The sequence below is a fragment of the Pseudomonas sp. GD04058 genome (assembly GCF_029836855.1).
GTDB lineage: Bacteria > Pseudomonadota > Gammaproteobacteria > Pseudomonadales > Pseudomonadaceae > Aquipseudomonas > Aquipseudomonas bharatica.
In genome coordinates, this window is sequence record NZ_JAOECN010000018.1 from 72,767 (window position 1) to 87,794 (window position 15,028).

At 64.7% G+C, this 15,028-nt stretch carries 12 protein-coding genes; 7 read left to right on the forward strand and 5 right to left on the reverse strand.

All coding sequences use genetic code 11. The annotated features are described in order from the left end of the window. Position 1: 1 nt before the first annotated feature. From N7650_RS16305 to choX, 3 genes are all read right to left on the reverse strand, one after another. Positions 2-967, reverse strand: coding sequence for an L-carnitine dehydrogenase (locus N7650_RS16305; RefSeq protein WP_009396914.1), 966 nt, complete (start codon positions 965-967; stop codon positions 2-4). 19 nt (positions 968-986) lie between these two features. Next, the gene (locus tag N7650_RS16310) at positions 987-1,871 is read right to left on the reverse strand and encodes a 3-keto-5-aminohexanoate cleavage protein (RefSeq protein WP_009396916.1); all 885 of its coding nucleotides are present in this window, start codon (positions 1,869-1,871) and stop codon (positions 987-989) included. A gap of 154 nt (positions 1,872-2,025) precedes the next feature. Beyond that, positions 2,026-2,967 (reverse strand): choline ABC transporter substrate-binding protein, encoded by a 942-nt coding sequence (choX, locus tag N7650_RS16315; RefSeq protein WP_009396918.1) that lies wholly within the window; start codon positions 2,965-2,967, stop codon positions 2,026-2,028. A 172-nt stretch (positions 2,968-3,139) separates the two neighbouring features. On the opposite strand from choX, the gene N7650_RS16320 reads away from it, so the two are divergent. Both N7650_RS16320 and N7650_RS16325 read left to right on the forward strand, forming a co-directional pair. Beyond that, entirely contained in the window at positions 3,140-4,108 is a 969-nt protein-coding gene (locus N7650_RS16320) for a GlxA family transcriptional regulator (protein WP_279899107.1), read from the forward strand. Positions 4,109-4,438: 330 nt separating this feature from the next. Continuing rightward, a complete protein-coding gene (locus N7650_RS16325; protein ID WP_279899108.1) occupies positions 4,439-4,747 on the forward strand; it encodes a hypothetical protein in 309 nt (102 codons plus the stop codon). Positions 4,748-4,766: 19 nt separating this feature from the next. Here the strand turns inward: N7650_RS16325 and N7650_RS16330 are convergent, their stop codons facing one another. Both N7650_RS16330 and N7650_RS16335 read right to left on the reverse strand, forming a co-directional pair. Next, positions 4,767-5,186: a DUF3010 family protein gene (locus tag N7650_RS16330; RefSeq protein WP_279899110.1), complete on the reverse strand. Its 420-nt coding sequence runs from the start codon at positions 5,184-5,186 to the stop codon at positions 4,767-4,769. Positions 5,187-5,193: 7 nt separating this feature from the next. Next, positions 5,194-5,601: a lysozyme inhibitor LprI family protein gene (locus N7650_RS16335; protein WP_009404066.1), complete on the reverse strand. Its 408-nt coding sequence runs from the start codon at positions 5,599-5,601 to the stop codon at positions 5,194-5,196. 181 nt (positions 5,602-5,782) lie between these two features. Here N7650_RS16335 and N7650_RS16340 point away from each other — a divergent pair, with 181 nt between their 5' ends. The 5 genes from N7650_RS16340 to N7650_RS16360 all read left to right on the forward strand — a co-directional run bounded on the left by N7650_RS16340 (position 5,783) and on the right by N7650_RS16360 (position 14,942). Continuing rightward, on the forward strand, positions 5,783-6,286 hold the full coding sequence (locus N7650_RS16340; RefSeq protein ID WP_279899113.1) for a sigma-70 family RNA polymerase sigma factor: 504 nt from the start codon (positions 5,783-5,785) through the stop codon (positions 6,284-6,286). After that, a complete protein-coding gene (locus tag N7650_RS16345) occupies positions 6,279-7,367 on the forward strand; it encodes a FecR family protein (RefSeq protein ID WP_279899115.1) in 1,089 nt (362 codons plus the stop codon). The genes N7650_RS16340 and N7650_RS16345 overlap by 8 nt, the downstream gene beginning before the upstream one ends. 252 nt (positions 7,368-7,619) lie before the next feature. Beyond that, positions 7,620-10,448, forward strand: a complete 2,829-nt coding sequence (locus tag N7650_RS16350; RefSeq protein ID WP_279899116.1) for a TonB-dependent receptor plug domain-containing protein — start codon at positions 7,620-7,622, stop codon at positions 10,446-10,448. Between the two features lie 25 nt (positions 10,449-10,473). Beyond that, positions 10,474-13,278, forward strand: a complete 2,805-nt coding sequence (locus tag N7650_RS16355; protein ID WP_279899117.1) for a pitrilysin family protein — start codon at positions 10,474-10,476, stop codon at positions 13,276-13,278. Continuing rightward, entirely contained in the window at positions 13,275-14,942 is a 1,668-nt protein-coding gene (locus tag N7650_RS16360; protein WP_279899118.1) for an ABC transporter ATP-binding protein/permease, read from the forward strand. The genes N7650_RS16355 and N7650_RS16360 overlap by 4 nt, the downstream gene beginning before the upstream one ends. Positions 14,943-15,028: the final 86 nt, after the last annotated feature.

Consider the following 15,028-nt stretch of genomic DNA (forward strand, 5'->3'; position numbering starts at 1 on the left):
TTCAATCGCTGAAGTTCAGGCCGTGGCGGGCCTTGGTGGTTTTTACCGCGTCCAGCACCGCCAGCAGGCAGTCATCACGATAGCGCTCCAGCGAGGCAATGCTGCGTTCGCCACGTTGTTCGCTGGTGCCGTCGACCACCGCGTCGATCAGTTCCTCGGTCAGCTCCGGTGCCGGCAGGTAGGTCCAGGGCAATTGCAGGGCCGGGCCGAACTGGGCCATGAAGTGGCGCATGCCGGCATCGCCACCGGCCAGGGTGTAGGTCAGGAAAGTGCCCATGAACGACCAGCGCAGGCCGGCGCCGAAGCGGATCGCATCGTCGATCTCGCCGGTGGTCGCCACGCCGTCGTTGACCAGATGCAGGGCCTCGCGCCACAGCGCTTCGAGCAGGCGGTCGGCAATGAAACCGGGAACTTCCTTGCGCACATGCAGTGGCTGCATGCCCAGCGACGCGTAGACCTGCCTGGCTGCCTCGATAGCCTGGGGTGAGGTGTTGCGGCCGCCGACGATCTCCACCAGCGGCAGCAGGTACACCGGGTTGAACGGGTGGCCGACAATGCAGCGCTCGGGGTGTGTCGATGACTCGTAGAACTCGCTCGGCAGCAGGCCCGAGGTGCTCGACCCGATCAGTGCATTCGGCTTTGCCGCTGCGCTGATCCTGCCATGCAGATCGAGCTTGAGGTCCAGCCTTTCCGGCGCGCTTTCCTGGATGAAATCGGCATCGCGCACGCATTCCTCGATGGTTGCGACGAAGCGCAGGCGCGACTGCGAGGCGCCGGGCTTGAGGCCCTGTTTCTCCAGGGCCGGCCAGGCATTGGCGATGCGCTTGCGCAGGGCTTGCTCGGCGCCGGGCGCCGGGTCCCAGGCCACTACGTCGAGGCCGTTGGCCAAGGCACGGGCGACCCAGCCGCTGCCGATCACACCGCTGCCCAGGGCGGCGAAGGTCTTGATATCGGTAATGAAACTCATGGTGGACTCCTGGAAAAGATCAGCGACGGGTCAGGTTCATTTTGGCGCGGCCTTCGGCAGGGCTCAGGACCCGGGCGCCGAGGCGATGGAGGATTTCGGCGGCGCGTTCCACCAACTGGCCGTTGCTCGCCAGTACGCCTTTTTCCAGCCACAGGTTGTCTTCCAGGCCGACCCGCACGTTGCCGCCCAGCAGCACCGCCTGGGCCGCCATCGGCATCTGCATGCGGCCAATGCCGAAGCCGGCCCAGGTCACGTTCGGCGGCAGGTTGTCGACCATGGCCTTCATGGTCGCGGTATCCGCCGGAGCGCCCCACGGGATGCCCAGGCACAGTTGGAACAGCGGATCTTCGAGCAGGCCTTCCTTGATCATCTGCTTGGCGAACCACAGGTGGCCGGTGTCGAAGATTTCCAGCTCGGCCTTCACGCCCAGCTCGGTGATGCGCTTGGCGCCGGCACGCAGTTGGGTCGGGGTGGAAACATAGATGCTGTTGCCGTCGCCGAAGTTGAGGGTGCCGCAGTCCAGCGTGCAGATTTCCGGCAGCAGTTCCTCGACATGGGCCAGGCGCTCCAGGGGACCGACCAGGTCGGTGCCGGCACCGAACTCCATGGGCATCTCGCCAGGGCCGATTTCCAGGTCGCCGCCCATGCCGGCGGTGAGGTTGACGATGATATCGGTGTCGGACTCGCGGATGCGCTCCATCACTTCGCGGTACAGGCTGACATCGCGGCTGAAACGACCGGTCTGCGGATCGCGGACATGGCAGTGGACCACGGTGGCGCCGGCCTTGGCCGCTTCCACGGCGGCAGCGGCGATCTGTTTGGGCGTGACCGGGACGAAGTGGCTCTTGCTGGCGGTGTCGCCGGCGCCGGTGAGGGCGCAGGTGATGATGACGTCGTGGTTCATTGCGGTTTCCTTCAGGCGTGTCGGGGCTTCGCGGGACGGTTTGTTCGCGGGTTCTTTGGTTGTCTGGGATGGCCTCATCGCTGGCAAGCCAGCTCCCACAGGTCCGGTGCACACAGTCCCCTGTGGGAGCTGGCTTGCCAGCGATAGCGGTGGATCAGTTGGCGGTAAGCTTGAGGTTGTCCGCAGCCGGCTTGCCATCGAGGGTGGTTACACCCTCGAGCCAGCGCGCCTTGTCCTCGGGGTGATCCTTGAGCCACTGGCGCGCCGATTCCAGCGCGTCCTTGTGGTCCAGCAGCGGCTGCATCATGCGGCTCTCGTCCTCGGTGCTGAAGGTCAGGTTGGTCAGCAGCCGGCTCACGTTCGGACAACGGCTGGCGTAGTCCGGCGCGGTCACCGTCCACACCGTGGCGCGACCTTCGTCCGGGCCGAGGGCGCCTTCGCTGCCGCTGAGGTATTCCATATCGATATTCACGTTCATCGGATGCGGTGCCCAACCGAAGAACACCACCGCTTCCTTGCGCCGCACGGCGCGATCGACGGCGGCGAGCATGCCGGCCTCGCTGGACTCCACCAACTGGAACTTGCCCAGGCCGAACTGGTTCTTGGCGATCATCGCCTTGATCTGGGTATTGGCCCCGGAGCCCGGTTCGATGCCATAGATCTTGCCGCCCAGTTCCTTCTCGAATTTGTGGATATCGGCGAAGGTCTTCAGGCCCTTGTCGGCCAGGTACTTCGGCACGGCGAGGGTGGCCCGGGCGTCGTTCAGGCTGGGTGCGTCGAGCACCTTGACCTGGCCGGCGTCGACGAAGGGCGTGATGGTCTGGGTCATGATCGGGTTCCAGTAGCCGAGGAACATGTCCAGGCGCTGGTCGCGGATACCGGCGAAGATGATTTGCTGCGAGGCACTGGTCTGCTTGGTCTGGTAGCCGAGGCCGTCGAGCAGTACCTGGGTCATGGCGCTGGTGGCCATCACGTCGGTCCAGTTGACGACGCCCAGGCGCACGTTCTTGCAGGCGGCCGGGTCGGCGGCCATTACGTTGGTGCTGAGGACTGCGGTACCGACAAGCATCAAGAGCGAACGACTGATCGATTGCATGGTGGCTCCTCCAACGGCAGTTCTAATTGTTATGAGGGGGGCGGCTTCTGCGAGCCGTGGTGCTCAAGTTACGTGGGGATGGCCCGGGTCAATCGCACTCTGGCGACCAGCTCTTGCACAGTGGCGACCTGCGGAGTATTAACCCTGATTCCCCGTTCAGCGAGACGGCGCCATGCCCCAGGAATTCCACTTTCTGCTGTTACCCGGTTTCTCTGCCCTGGGCTTCATTTCGGCATTGGAACCGCTGCGCGTGGCCAACCGCTTTCGCCCCGGGCTGTACCGCTGGCGGGTGCTGAGCCTGGACGGCGGCGCGGTGGAGGCGAGCAATGGCATGTCGGTCAACGCCGACGGCCCGCTGGAGCCGCTGGGCAAGGGCGCGACCTTGCTGGTGGTGGCAGGGTTCGAGCCGCTGCACAGCTACAGCCCGGGATTGGCCCACTGGCTGCGCAAGCTGGATCACGAAGGGGTAGTGCTGGGCGGGATCGATACCGGCACGCTGCTGCTGGCTGAAGCGGGACTGCTCGACGGCCACCGGGTGACCCTGCACTGGGAGGCGCTGGAGGCGTTCAAGGAGCGCTATCCGCGGCTGGACGCAACCCAGGAACTCTTCGAAGTGGACCGGCGCCGCATCACCTCGGCGGGCGGTACGGCGTCCATCGACCTGATGCTCGACCTGATCGGCCAGGCCCACGGCGCCGAGCTGGCGATCCAGGTTTCCGAGCAGTTCGTGCTCGGTCGCATCCGCCCGCGCCAGGACCACCAGCGCATGCAGATCGCTTCGCGCTACGGCATCAGCAACGGCAAGCTGGTGCAGGTGATCGGCGCCATGGAGCGTAATACGGAAACGCCGCTGAACACCCTCGATCTGGCCGAATCGGTGCAGGTCAGCCGCCGTCAGCTGGAGCGTCTGTTCCGCCTCTACCTCAACGACACGCCCAGCGGCTTCTACCTGCGCCTGCGCCTGGACAAGGCCCGGCAACTGCTGCGCCAGACCGAGATGAGCGTGCTGGAGGTGAGCATCGCCTGCGGCTTCGACTCACCTTCGTATTTCACCCGCAGTTACCGGGCGCGGTTCCAGCGGTGTCCGCGGGAGGATCGGCGGGCGGTCAGTGGTGGGCAGACAAGGGCAAGCTCGCCATAAATGGCTACGAAACTTCACCGATCTCCGACTTTCTTGTAGGCAATTTCCCAAGCATACTGCCGCGGTTTATCAGTCGTTGCGTGCTGGGGAAATGCTGCCTAGTCTTGCTGCCGTCGTTGATGTATGGCGACCGGTTTTGACAGACCGATCAATAGTGAATCCACAGTACCCATTCCTGCGTGCTACACGGCGGGATCAATGGCGGCTGTGCGTGGGGCGCACTCGTTGCGCGCCGGGTTCCTCTATTCTCGGTCTGTCAACCCATGCACAGCTGCCACCATTCGTTTGACAGCGAATTGATTGCAGTTCGATAAACAATAGAGGGTTGTCATGAAAAAGATCGTCCCCGATCCGCCCGCTCCATCCTCACGCGGTCTCACCGCCCATACTCACTTCGCCTGCTGCGATGGCGATCATCCACCGCTATTTGCCGTCTGTGCTGGCGCGGAATTCGACAAGGCGATGGTCCACCTCATCGTGATGCTGCGCTCCGCCTACGAAACCAATCTCCAGGCTTGCGACACAGTCAAGGACAACCATCTGGCGGGGATGCTCTGGGCTACCCAGCACACCCTGGAGGCTTCCAGGGCGTTGGCCGAGTCGATGATGAAGGGAATCGAGGGCCAGGCACGGGTTTGAGTCCGTCTTGAAAAGGCCCTCAGCGATGTGTCAGTAGCACCGAGCAAGCACTCTTCCACGCCTCATGCTGATACTTGTTGAGGGCCGCCGGAGGCGTAAGGTCATGCTTCTTCCCCTGCGCCGCAATCGTCTGCGGCGACACCAGCAGCACCTCGCACCCTTGCAGCAACTGCAGCAGCCCTTCCAGCTTGAACGTCACCGGCCCACCGGCGAAGTCGCCTTTCTTGCTGCGCTTCTTGATCGCTACATGAGTCACGTCATGCTCGCTGACAAACGCCTGAGCCCGAGCCAAAAACTCGCGAACCTGCCTGGCATCCTCGTCATCTTCGATGCCGATCTTCTTGATGGCGCTGGGCAGATGTACCGGTTGCCCGGCGTCCAGGCTGGCCAGGGCCAGCAGGGCTTCGCTGCCCTTGAGTTCGATACCGCACGTAATCATGGAAGTCTCAGTCGGAGGTCGGCAGGCCGAGGGATTGCAGGTATTCGGAGCGGTCGTCGTTGCGCTGCGCCATGCAGGTGTTCTGCGCGGCGTCGAAGGCCTTGCCTGCGGGGATGTCGTAGGTTTCGACCTTGCAGTCGGCGTCACGCAGTTGTTTCCAGATGGTTTCGGCTTCGTTGAGGCGCTTGCTCAGTTCGGCGATTTTCGCGGCCTTGCCGGCGTATTGTTCCTTGATGCGGTCCTGCAGGTCGGCGAAGGCGGCGTCCAGCTCGCGCTCGGAGGCGGTGCGGCTGTAGCGGGCGCATTCGTAGTTCTGCTGGTCGGTTTCCACGTTGTCGCATGGCGTGCTTTCTTCTTCGGCAGCGTGGGCGCCGACGGCCAGGGCCGCGAGCATCAGCAAGACCATCGATTTCATCAAAGTCATCTCCCAAAGGGCCATTAAAAGGTCTATGGACGGCGATTCTCGCTCTTTGCCAAGGCAAAGAACAGGGAGCATAGATGAAGGTTTTGGCGGTTGTTATTGATAATGATTATCGACTGCCGGTAACATCGCCCGCCCATGCCTCCGGGCGACTTCTTCGACAGGCAGCCGAATCGTGGCGGACGACAAGCTGAAGCTTTACCTCGCGCATCGCGCGGCGCTGCTGGATTATGCGGCGCCCATCGTCGGCTGCCGGTCGCGGGCCGAGGATGTGGTGCAGGAAGCCTGGCTGCGTTTCAGCCGCCAGGAAGAAGACGCCGCGATCCGCCATCCGGCCAGTTACCTGTACCGCATCGTGCGTAACCTGGCCCTCGACCTGACCCGCCGCAGCGCCACGGAAAAGGTCCAGCCCGGTGGCGACGAGATCCTCGCCGAACTGCCGTCCAGCAGCGCTTCGCCGGAGCGCGAGGTCAGCGGCCAGAACGAACTGGCGGCGATCAGCCGGGCCCTTGAAGAATTACCCGAACGCACGCGCCTGGCCTTCGAGATGCATCGCTTGGGCGGCTTTACCCTGCAGCAGGTGGCGAGCCATCTGGATGTCTCCACCAGCCTGGTTCACCAACTGGTGCACGACGCCCTGCGCCATTGCCTGGAACGGCTGGAGCCGGACGATGAGTGAGCGCCGTGACGATGAGCTGGAAAAATCGGTGTCTGCCGCGTCTTTTGCCGGAGACGGGGCGCCTGTGCGACCCTTGCCGACCTTTTCTGCCTTTGGAGACATGCCCGACATGACGTCAGCGGACAGCGCCACCCGGCGCCGCGACCAGGCGCTGGACTGGTTTCTGCGCCTGCAGGCGGCCCCCGGCGATGGGCAATTGCGCGCCGCAATGCAGCAGTGGTGCGCCGCCGACGAGGCCAATGCCAAGGCCTATCGCAAGGCCGAGCGGATCTGGCAACTGAGTGCGCAACTGGCGCCGACCACCCAGGCGCAATGGCCGGCCGAGCCGGTGCTGGCGCCGGTGGTGGCCCTTCCGGTACGGCCGAAGCGGCGGCGCTATTGGCTGGGCGGTGCGATTGCCGCGTGTCTGATGATCGCCCTGGCGCCGTCCCTTAGCCTGCGCATGCAGGCGGACTATCGCACCGGCATGGGCGAAACCCGCGATGTCACCCTGGCCGACGGCAGCCTGGTGCAGATGGACAGCGACACGGCGATCGCCGTCGAGTACGCCGGTGATCGGCGCGATGTGAAGTTGCTTCGCGGGCAGGCGTTTTTCAAGGTCACGCCGGACAAGAGCAAGCCCTTCCATGTGCGCGCCGAGGCGCTGGAGGTCACGGTGACCGGTACGGCGTTCAACGTCGATGTCGGTGCCGGTGCCGGGCAGATGCGCGTGGCGGTGCAGGAAGGCTCGGTCAAGGTCGATGACTGGCGCGCGGCGAAGGCGCTGGCGGCGCAGTTGAAGCCGGGTGAGCGGCTGGAGTATCACGAAGGGCAGGCCCGGGTGGATACATTCGCCCCGGGGCAGACGGCGGCCTGGCGCAATGGCCAGGTGATTGCCGATGACACGCCGGTCAGCGAGGTGGTGGCCCGTTTGAGTCGCTATACGCCAGGGCTGGTGGTGCTGCGCAACGATGAGCTGGGGCGCAAGCGGGTGACCGGTGTGTATGACCTGCGCAAGCCGCAGGCGGCGTTGCGTGCGGTGCTGCTGCCCCATGGCGGCAAGGTCGAGGCTTATGGGCCTTGGGTGATCGTGCTGCGCTGAAACTTCTTCATTCCTCCTTTCGGGCCTCATCGCTGGCAAGCCAGCTCCCACAGGCACTGCATGCACCGGCCCCTGTGGGAGCTGGCTTGCCAGCGATGAGGCCATCAGCAACACCTCAAAAATCCCCTCGCGAAACTTTTTCATCTTTTTTCTGAAAATCCCCCGCGCTACCCCGTCTTCTGCTCCGCGCGCAGCAATGAGATCGATTCGTATTAATTTTTTCCGGGAATTGCCCGGGTCGGGGAGCGTGGTATGTCTCAGGTGTTTTGCCCGGTGCCGGAAGGCCGGGGCGCTTGGTTGTCGTTGAAACGCGCTGCGTGCGGTGGCTTGCTGGGCCTGGCCTGCCTGGGGGCGCAAATGCCCTTGGCGCTGGCCGATGAGGTTGCCAGCCAGTGGCCGAGCCAGGTCCACAGTTTCGACATCCCGGCCCAGCGTCTGTCCAGTGCGCTGGTCGCCTTCGGCCAGCAGAGCGGCCTGCAGGTGACGGTGGATGCGCAGTGGCTGCGCGATCACCAGTCCAACCCGGTCCAGGGCCGGATCGACAGCCTCGGCGCGCTATCGATGCTGCTGGCGGGCAGCGGCATTACCTGGGAGTACAACGATGGCGTGCTGAGTTTCCGCCTGCTGGCCGAAGCCGCCAATGGCCAGTTGGAACTGCATGAGACCCTGGTCCTCGGCAACACCGAGGAAAACAGCTACCAGGGCGCCACGGTGATCAACCACAAGGCGGTACAGAACTTCCCCGGGGCCAACGGTGACATCACCAAGCTGCTGCAGATGCACCCGGCGGTACAGTTCAGTGGCTCGCAGCAAAGCTCGAACAATCCCGGCGAAATCGACCCGGCGGATATCAGCATCAACGGCGCCAAGTTCTGGCAGAACAACTTCATGATCGACGGGATCTCGATCAACAACGACCTCGATCCCGGCGCCCATGGCTACAGCGAATCGCGCCAGTTCGACGCGGCGCCGAGCCGCTCCTACGGCATCGCCCTGGATGCTGACCTGCTGGAAGAAGTGAAGGTCTATGACAGCAACGTGCCGGCCGAGTACGGTGGCTTCAACGGCGGCGTCATCGACTCCATCACCCGCCGGCCGACCCAGGACTTCCACGGCAAGTTTTCCTACGCCCTGAGCCGCTCGGAGTGGACCAAATACCACATCACCGAAGCCGACCAGAGCAACTTCGACAGTTCCACCGACGAGCAGTACACCCCGGAGTTCGAGAAAACCACCCTGCGCGGCACCCTCGAAGGTCACCTGACCGACAATTTCGGGGCGATCTTCAGCTTCTCCCAGCGCCGTTCGACCATGCCGCTGAACCTCTACGACAACAACTACACCAGCCCCAACAACGACAGCCGCGAGGACCAGACGCGCCAGCTCGACAGCTACCTGCTCAAGACCTACTGGGACGTCAACGACCGCCTGACCCTGGAAACCACACTGCTCAAGGCGCCACAGGAAAACACCCTGTTCCGCGCCAACTACCTGGACTCGAAGTACACCAATATCAATGGCGGACAGCAGGGCGCGATCAAGGCGACCTGGGAAGGCGACAGCGCGCGCTGGACCCACACCCTGGCCTACACCGATCTCTACAGCTCGCGCCGCGCCGATGCCGACGACATCATCAACTGGTACTACTCCGAGGCGAAGAACTGGGGCAACCCGACGAGCAACACCTCCCGCAGTGGCGAAGGCTCCTTCGGCAATCTTGACCAGACCCAGAAGGGCCTCGACTACAGCCTCAAGGTAGACTGGGAAACCCTGCGCTTCGCCGGGGCCAACCACGCCTTCACCGCAGGCCTCGATCTGGGCCAGAAGAAAGCCACCTGGGAGCGCAAGGAAACCGGACAGGGCGTGTCCGGCTTCACCCGCGACAACGGCACCAGCTGCGCCAACGACGACCCCTGGTGTTCGGTCAGTCCACTGCTCAACGGCACTACCCGGCAGTGGGCCAACCTTCGCACCGAATATGGTGCGGGCAAAATCCAGGTCGAGGAGACCACCTGGGCCCTGTACGCCCAGGATGCCATCCAGATCGGCAAGCTCGGCCTGCGCCCCGGCGTGCGTTTCGAAGGCGACGACTACATGGACCAGAAAACCTTGTCGCCGCGCTTTGCTGGTGACTATGACTTCTTCGGTGACCGCAGCACCGTGCTGGTCTTCGGCGCCAACCGCTATTACGGGCGCAACCTGTTCAAGTACCGCCTGGCCGACGGCCGCCAGGCGATGAACACCCTGTACCGCCGCGCCACCCAGACTTCCGCCTGGGTCGGCAGCACCAACCTCAACACCACGCGCTTCTCGACCCTGGACATCCCCTACGACGACGAACTGACCCTGGGTCTCGAACAGCGCTGGCTCGACACCGACTTCAGCCTCAAGTACGTGCACCGCAAGGGCCACGACAAGATCGTCAAGACCAACGTCCGGGTCCTCGGCGAAGACCCGCTGGCCGGCTACACCACGCTCTACACCAAGTACACCAACGAAGGCTCCAGCGAGAGCGACAACGTCAGCCTGACCATTACTCCGGTCCAACCGATCCGCGTGCTCAACAGCCTGACCAGCTTGCAGGTGGCCCTGAACTGGTCGCAAACCAAGGACGCCTACGGCAGCTACGACAGCTCGGTGGACGCCGACGAGTACGACAACAGCGACGTGATCTACAAAGGCTCGCGCATGCCCTACAACGAGCTGCCGGCCAGCGACTTCAACCGGCCGTGGACCGCACGCCTGAGCACTATCACCGAGATCCCGCAGTGGAACCTCACCATCAGCAACTTCTTCCGCTATCGCGGCGCCTACGAGCAGATCATCGATACCGGCAGGGACGTTGATGTCGGTGGCGAATCCCTGGCGGTCTACGACGTGGCCAAGGTCAGCCCGGCGCCGACCTGGGACCTGAAGGTGAAATGGGAGATCCCCACCGCGAAGGAGCAGGCGCTGTTCATGGCGGTGGACGTGACCAACGTCACCGACCGGGTCAACACGATCGTCTCCAGCAGCTCCACCGCACGTACCACCTACGAGATCGGCCGCCAATACTGGCTCGAGGTCGGCTACCGCTTCTGACTTTCCTCACCGTGGAATGAACCTGATGAACAAGATCCTTGCGGGCCTGCTTGGCCCGCTGCTGCTCGGCGCCTGCGCCACGTCCCAGGCGCCCGACGAGGCGCTGCCCTGGGATGCCGCTGTGGTCCGCGGCACCCTGTCCAACGGCCTGGAATACCGCCTGGTGCGCGATGCCAGCCAGGCCAACCGCCTCGACCTGCGCCTGACCGTGCAGGCCGGCTCGGTGGACGAGGAGGCCGATCAGGTCGGCGTTGCCCACCTGGTCGAGCACCTGACGTTCTATAGCCATGGCGGCGACACCGATGACCTGCGTCAGCGCATGACCAGCCTCGGCTGGATCCAGGGCCGGCACTTCAACGCGGTGACCAGCTACGACCGCACCCAGTACCTGCTCAGCCCGCCGTCCGGGGTGAAAGAGGCGCCGCAGGCGCTGGAAGCGCTGTCCGACCTGGTCTTCGCCATGGACTATGATGCCGCCGACCTGGAGTGCGAGCGCCCGGTAGTGATCGAGGAATGGCGCGGCGGGTTGGGCGTGGCCCAGCGCATGAACGAGCAGCGCATCGCGTCCCAGCGTGCCGGCTCCCATTACCCGGCGCACCGCACCATCGGCAACGAGGGCGCCATTCGCAAGGCCAGTGTCGAAGCACTCAAGCGTTATCAACAGCGCTGGTACGTGCCGAACAACATGATCCTTTCGGTGGTCGGGGATTTCGAGCCCGTCGAACTGGCGAAGCAGATCGAACAGGCCTTCTCCGCACCGCTGGCGGGCCCTCTGCCAGGTCGAGAGCAACGCGAATTGCCGCTGGACGACAGGCTCAAGGTCTTCCGCCTCCAGGATCCCCAGTCCGGCAGCAACCAGGTGGCGCTGCTGTTCCGTTTGCACGAGCCGGACAGCCGCGGCACCACCCGGGCCGCCATGCGCGAGCGACTGATCGATCGGATGGCGCTTTCCGCCCTGACCACCAGCCTGCGTCGGCAACTGCCGCTGGATGGCGTGCGCAGCCTGACCGCGCAGAAAACCCTGATCGGCGAGCATTCCACGGTACTTGGCATCGCCGCCGGGGTGGACGGCCAGCAGCATCGCCGGGCCCTGCAACAGTTGCTGGGCGAGATCGAGCGCCTGCGCCAGCACGGTTTCACCGAAGCCGAAATGCAGCACGAGCGTGAAGTCATCCAAAAGCTGGGTGAGAAAGCCCTGGCCAAGGATGGCTCGCGGGACTTCCAGCAGTGGGTCGAGCAACTGAACAACGCTGCCGTGCAGGACAAGCCCGTCGTGGCGAAGCATGCGGCGGCGCAGCGTTACCTCGAGGTGCTCGGCAGCATCGACCGGGACGACCTGAACCAGCGGCTGCGGCGCTGGCTCGCCAGCCGCGACCGGGTGTTGCAGCTCAGCGCCCCCGGTGTGACGCCGCTGGAGCTGCCGACGGTGGCCGAGGTGGAACGATTGCAGGACTCCATCGCCCATACCGCGCTGGCTGCACCGAAACAGCAAGCCGCAGAGAGCACCAGCAAGCCCCTCGCCGAACTGGTCATGCCGGCGCTGCCGGCGCCAGGCAGTATGGTAAAGCGCAGATCGTTCGCCGAAGAGAAGGTCGAGCACTGGTCGCTGGGCAATGGCGACCGGCTGGTCTGGCTGCGAGCCAATGCCGAAGGCGGACGTTGGTCGCTGCAGGCGGATTCGACGGCGGGCTACAACCTGGCCGACCGACCGGTCTGGCGTACCCAGATGACCACGCAACTGGCGACCCAGAGCACGCCGGCCGGGATTTCCGCCGAAGCGTTGGACGCTTGGCGCAAGGCGCGGAAAGTGACCTTGGGCGTCGAGCAGAAACCCCAGCGCCTGCAACTGAGCCTGGGCGTTACGCCGGGCGAGGGTGCGCTGGCGGACCTGCTGCAAAGCTATCGCCTGAGCCAGGTCAATGTCCGTATCGACCCGGCGGCCTTCAGCGAGGCCCGGGAAGAACTGCTCAAGCGCCTGCAAAGCCGTCCGGACGATGTGCGCGAGCGCGAAGCGTCGAGCATGCGCCGCCTTATGTACGGGCGCGATAGCTGGCAGGCGCCGGATGCTGCGGCCTTGCGGGCCCTGGATGCTGCCGCGCTGGACGGTGATTGGCAGCGCCTGTCCGCGGCACCGGTGACCTACTACCTGATGGCCGATATCGAGCCGGAGGCGCTCGAACAGGCAGTGCTCGCCCATCTGGCGAATATCCCCAGGGGCAAGGCCCTGAATCCCGCCGCGGCCTCGCAGAAACCGGGCCGGCGCAGCGAATCCCTGGCCATTGCCCTGGAGCCCCGCGCGGTATTCCAGGCCAGCAGTTTCAGCGAACAACCCTGGAGCCCGCAGGCGGCGGCGCGGGTCGCGGCCTTGCGTGATCTCGCCAGCCTGCAGCTCAAGCAGCGCCTGCGTGGCGAAGCGGCGGGGGTGTACCGGCTCAAGTTCGACAGCGAGCTGAACCCCGACACCGGTCGTATCGAAAGCCGGTTGAGCTTCACCTGCGATCCGGCCCGGGTCGATGAGCTCTGGGCCCTTGCCCAGGACGCCCTGGATAAACTGCCGGGTGCGGTGAGCGCCGAATGGGTCAAGGGCGAGAGGGCGGAGTTGGCCAGGCAGGAAAGCAAACGCCGCGACGACCCGGCGACGCAACAGCGCCGCCTGGTCCTGAGCGAGCGCCACTGGGGCGATCCGCGTTACCTGAGCAGCCAGGCGCGGCTGCCTGAAGGCCTGAACAGCGGTGCATTGAAGGCCATGGCCGGGCAGTTGTTCCCCCGCGCCAACCAGGTCCAACTTCGCCTGTTGCCGTCCCCGGCAGCGCAGGACCAGGCCCTGTGAACGCCCTGCGTGCCTTCTGGCGCCTGTCACGGCCCTTCTGGGCCAGCCGCCGGCAGTGGCCGGCCTGGGTGATGCTTGCCGGGGTGATCGGCATGGGCTTGCTGGTGGTGCAGATCAACGTGTGGATCAACGCCTGGAGTAAGACCTTCTACGACACCCTCGGCGCCTTCGACACCGACGCGCTGTATGCGCTGATGGGCCAGTACTCGCTGTATATCGGCGCCTACGTGCTGATCTACGTGTACCTCGACTGGCTGCGCAAGGGCCTGGTGATGCGCTGGCGCCAGGCGATGACCGAGCGCCTTACCGCCGACTGGCTCGGCGACCAGGCCTTCTATCGCCTGGGCCTGGGCAACGAGCCGGACAACCCGGACCAGCGTATCGCCCAAGATGTGGACATGATGGTGGACCTGAGCATCGAGCTGGTGGCGTCTTTCGTCATCAATCTGGCCCAGGTCGGCGCCTTCGTGGTGATTCTCTGGGAACTGTCCGGGACCCAGACCTTCAGCCTGTTCGGCACGGCGTTCAGCATCGACGGCTATCTGGTCTGGCTGGTGCTGGCCTACACATTGCTCGGCAGCCTGGTTACCCATTGGGTCGGCAAGCCGCTGCACCACCTCAACTACGAACGCGAACACCGCGAGGCGGACTTCCGTGCCAGCCTCCTGCGCAAGCGCGACCATGCCGAGCAGATTGCCCTGTACCGCGGCGAAGCGGTGGAACGGCGGCAGTTGTCCGGGCATTTCCAGGCGATTGCCGACAATTGGCGGCAGCTGATGGGGCGCGAGCGCAACCTGAGCCTGTTTACCGTGGCGTTCGAGCGGGTCAGCCTGATTATCCCGGTATTCGCCGCCTTGCCGCTGTTCCTGGCGAAGACCATCACCCTGGGCGGGCTGATGCAGATCCGCAGTGCGTTCACGGCGGTGCAGGGCTCGCTGAGCTGGTTTATCAAGCTGTACCCCAAGCTGGTGCGCTGGAGCGCGGCGTTGCAGCGCCTGGAGCAGTTCGAGCGGGCGATTGCCGCCAGCCGCCAGCAGGTTCGCGAGGTGCCGGCAGGGGCCTGCCTGTGTACCGAAGGGCTAGTGGTGTGCCAGCCAGACGGCACCGTACTGCTGGACGGGCTGGATGTGCGGGTGATGCCGGGGCAGTGGGTACGCCTGGACGGGCGCAGCGGGCTTGGCAAGTCGACGCTTCTGCGCACCTTGCAGGGTCTGTGGCCCTACTGCCGGGGCCAATGGCAGTTGCCGCCAGGGCGAAGCCTGTTGTTGCCGCAGCAGCCTTATCTGGCGCGAATGTCATTGCGTGAGCTGCTGGCGTATCCGGACACGGCTCTGCCCAGTGACGGTCGACTTGCCGGGGCGCTGGACAAGGTCGGGCTCGCCGCGCTGGCCGCACGGCTGGACGACACCTGTGAATGGCAACGCGCCCTGAGTGGCGGCGAGCAGCAGCGCATCAGCCTGGCCCGGGCCTTGTTGTACAGGCCGCAGACGCTGTACCTGGACGAGGCGACCAACCAACTGGATGACGACAGTGCCCGGGGCCTGTTGAAGATGCTCAAGCGGGAGTTGCCGGGGTGCACGGTGGTGGCGGTGACGCACCAGGTGGTGTTGGCGGGGTTGTTCGAGCGGACGGTGATGCTGGAAGGGGAGGCTGTACCTGCATAGTGGTTGCTGCTGATGGCCCTATCGCTGGCAAGCCAGCTCCCACGGGGGCCGAGTGCACCGCTGAACCTGTGGGAGCTGGCTTGCCA

Coding starts and splice junctions, on each gene's coding strand:
- N7650_RS16350 (WP_279899116.1), top strand. CDS start 7,620: ATGTCTCAGGTGTTTTGCCCGGTGCCGGAAGGCCGGGGCGCTTGGTTG.
- N7650_RS16305 (WP_009396914.1), bottom strand. CDS start 967: ATGAGTTTCATTACCGATATCAAGACCTTCGCCGCCCTGGGCAGCGGT.
- N7650_RS16310 (WP_009396916.1), bottom strand. CDS start 1,871: ATGAACCACGACGTCATCATCACCTGCGCCCTCACCGGCGCCGGCGAC.
- N7650_RS16320 (WP_279899107.1), top strand. CDS start 3,140: ATGCCCCAGGAATTCCACTTTCTGCTGTTACCCGGTTTCTCTGCCCTG.
- N7650_RS16335 (WP_009404066.1), bottom strand. CDS start 5,601: ATGAAATCGATGGTCTTGCTGATGCTCGCGGCCCTGGCCGTCGGCGCC.
- N7650_RS16330 (WP_279899110.1), bottom strand. CDS start 5,186: ATGATTACGTGCGGTATCGAACTCAAGGGCAGCGAAGCCCTGCTGGCC.
- N7650_RS16355 (WP_279899117.1), top strand. CDS start 10,474: ATGAACAAGATCCTTGCGGGCCTGCTTGGCCCGCTGCTGCTCGGCGCC.
- N7650_RS16345 (WP_279899115.1), top strand. CDS start 6,279: ATGAGTGAGCGCCGTGACGATGAGCTGGAAAAATCGGTGTCTGCCGCG.
- choX (WP_009396918.1), bottom strand. CDS start 2,967: ATGCAATCGATCAGTCGTTCGCTCTTGATGCTTGTCGGTACCGCAGTC.
- N7650_RS16325 (WP_279899108.1), top strand. CDS start 4,439: ATGAAAAAGATCGTCCCCGATCCGCCCGCTCCATCCTCACGCGGTCTC.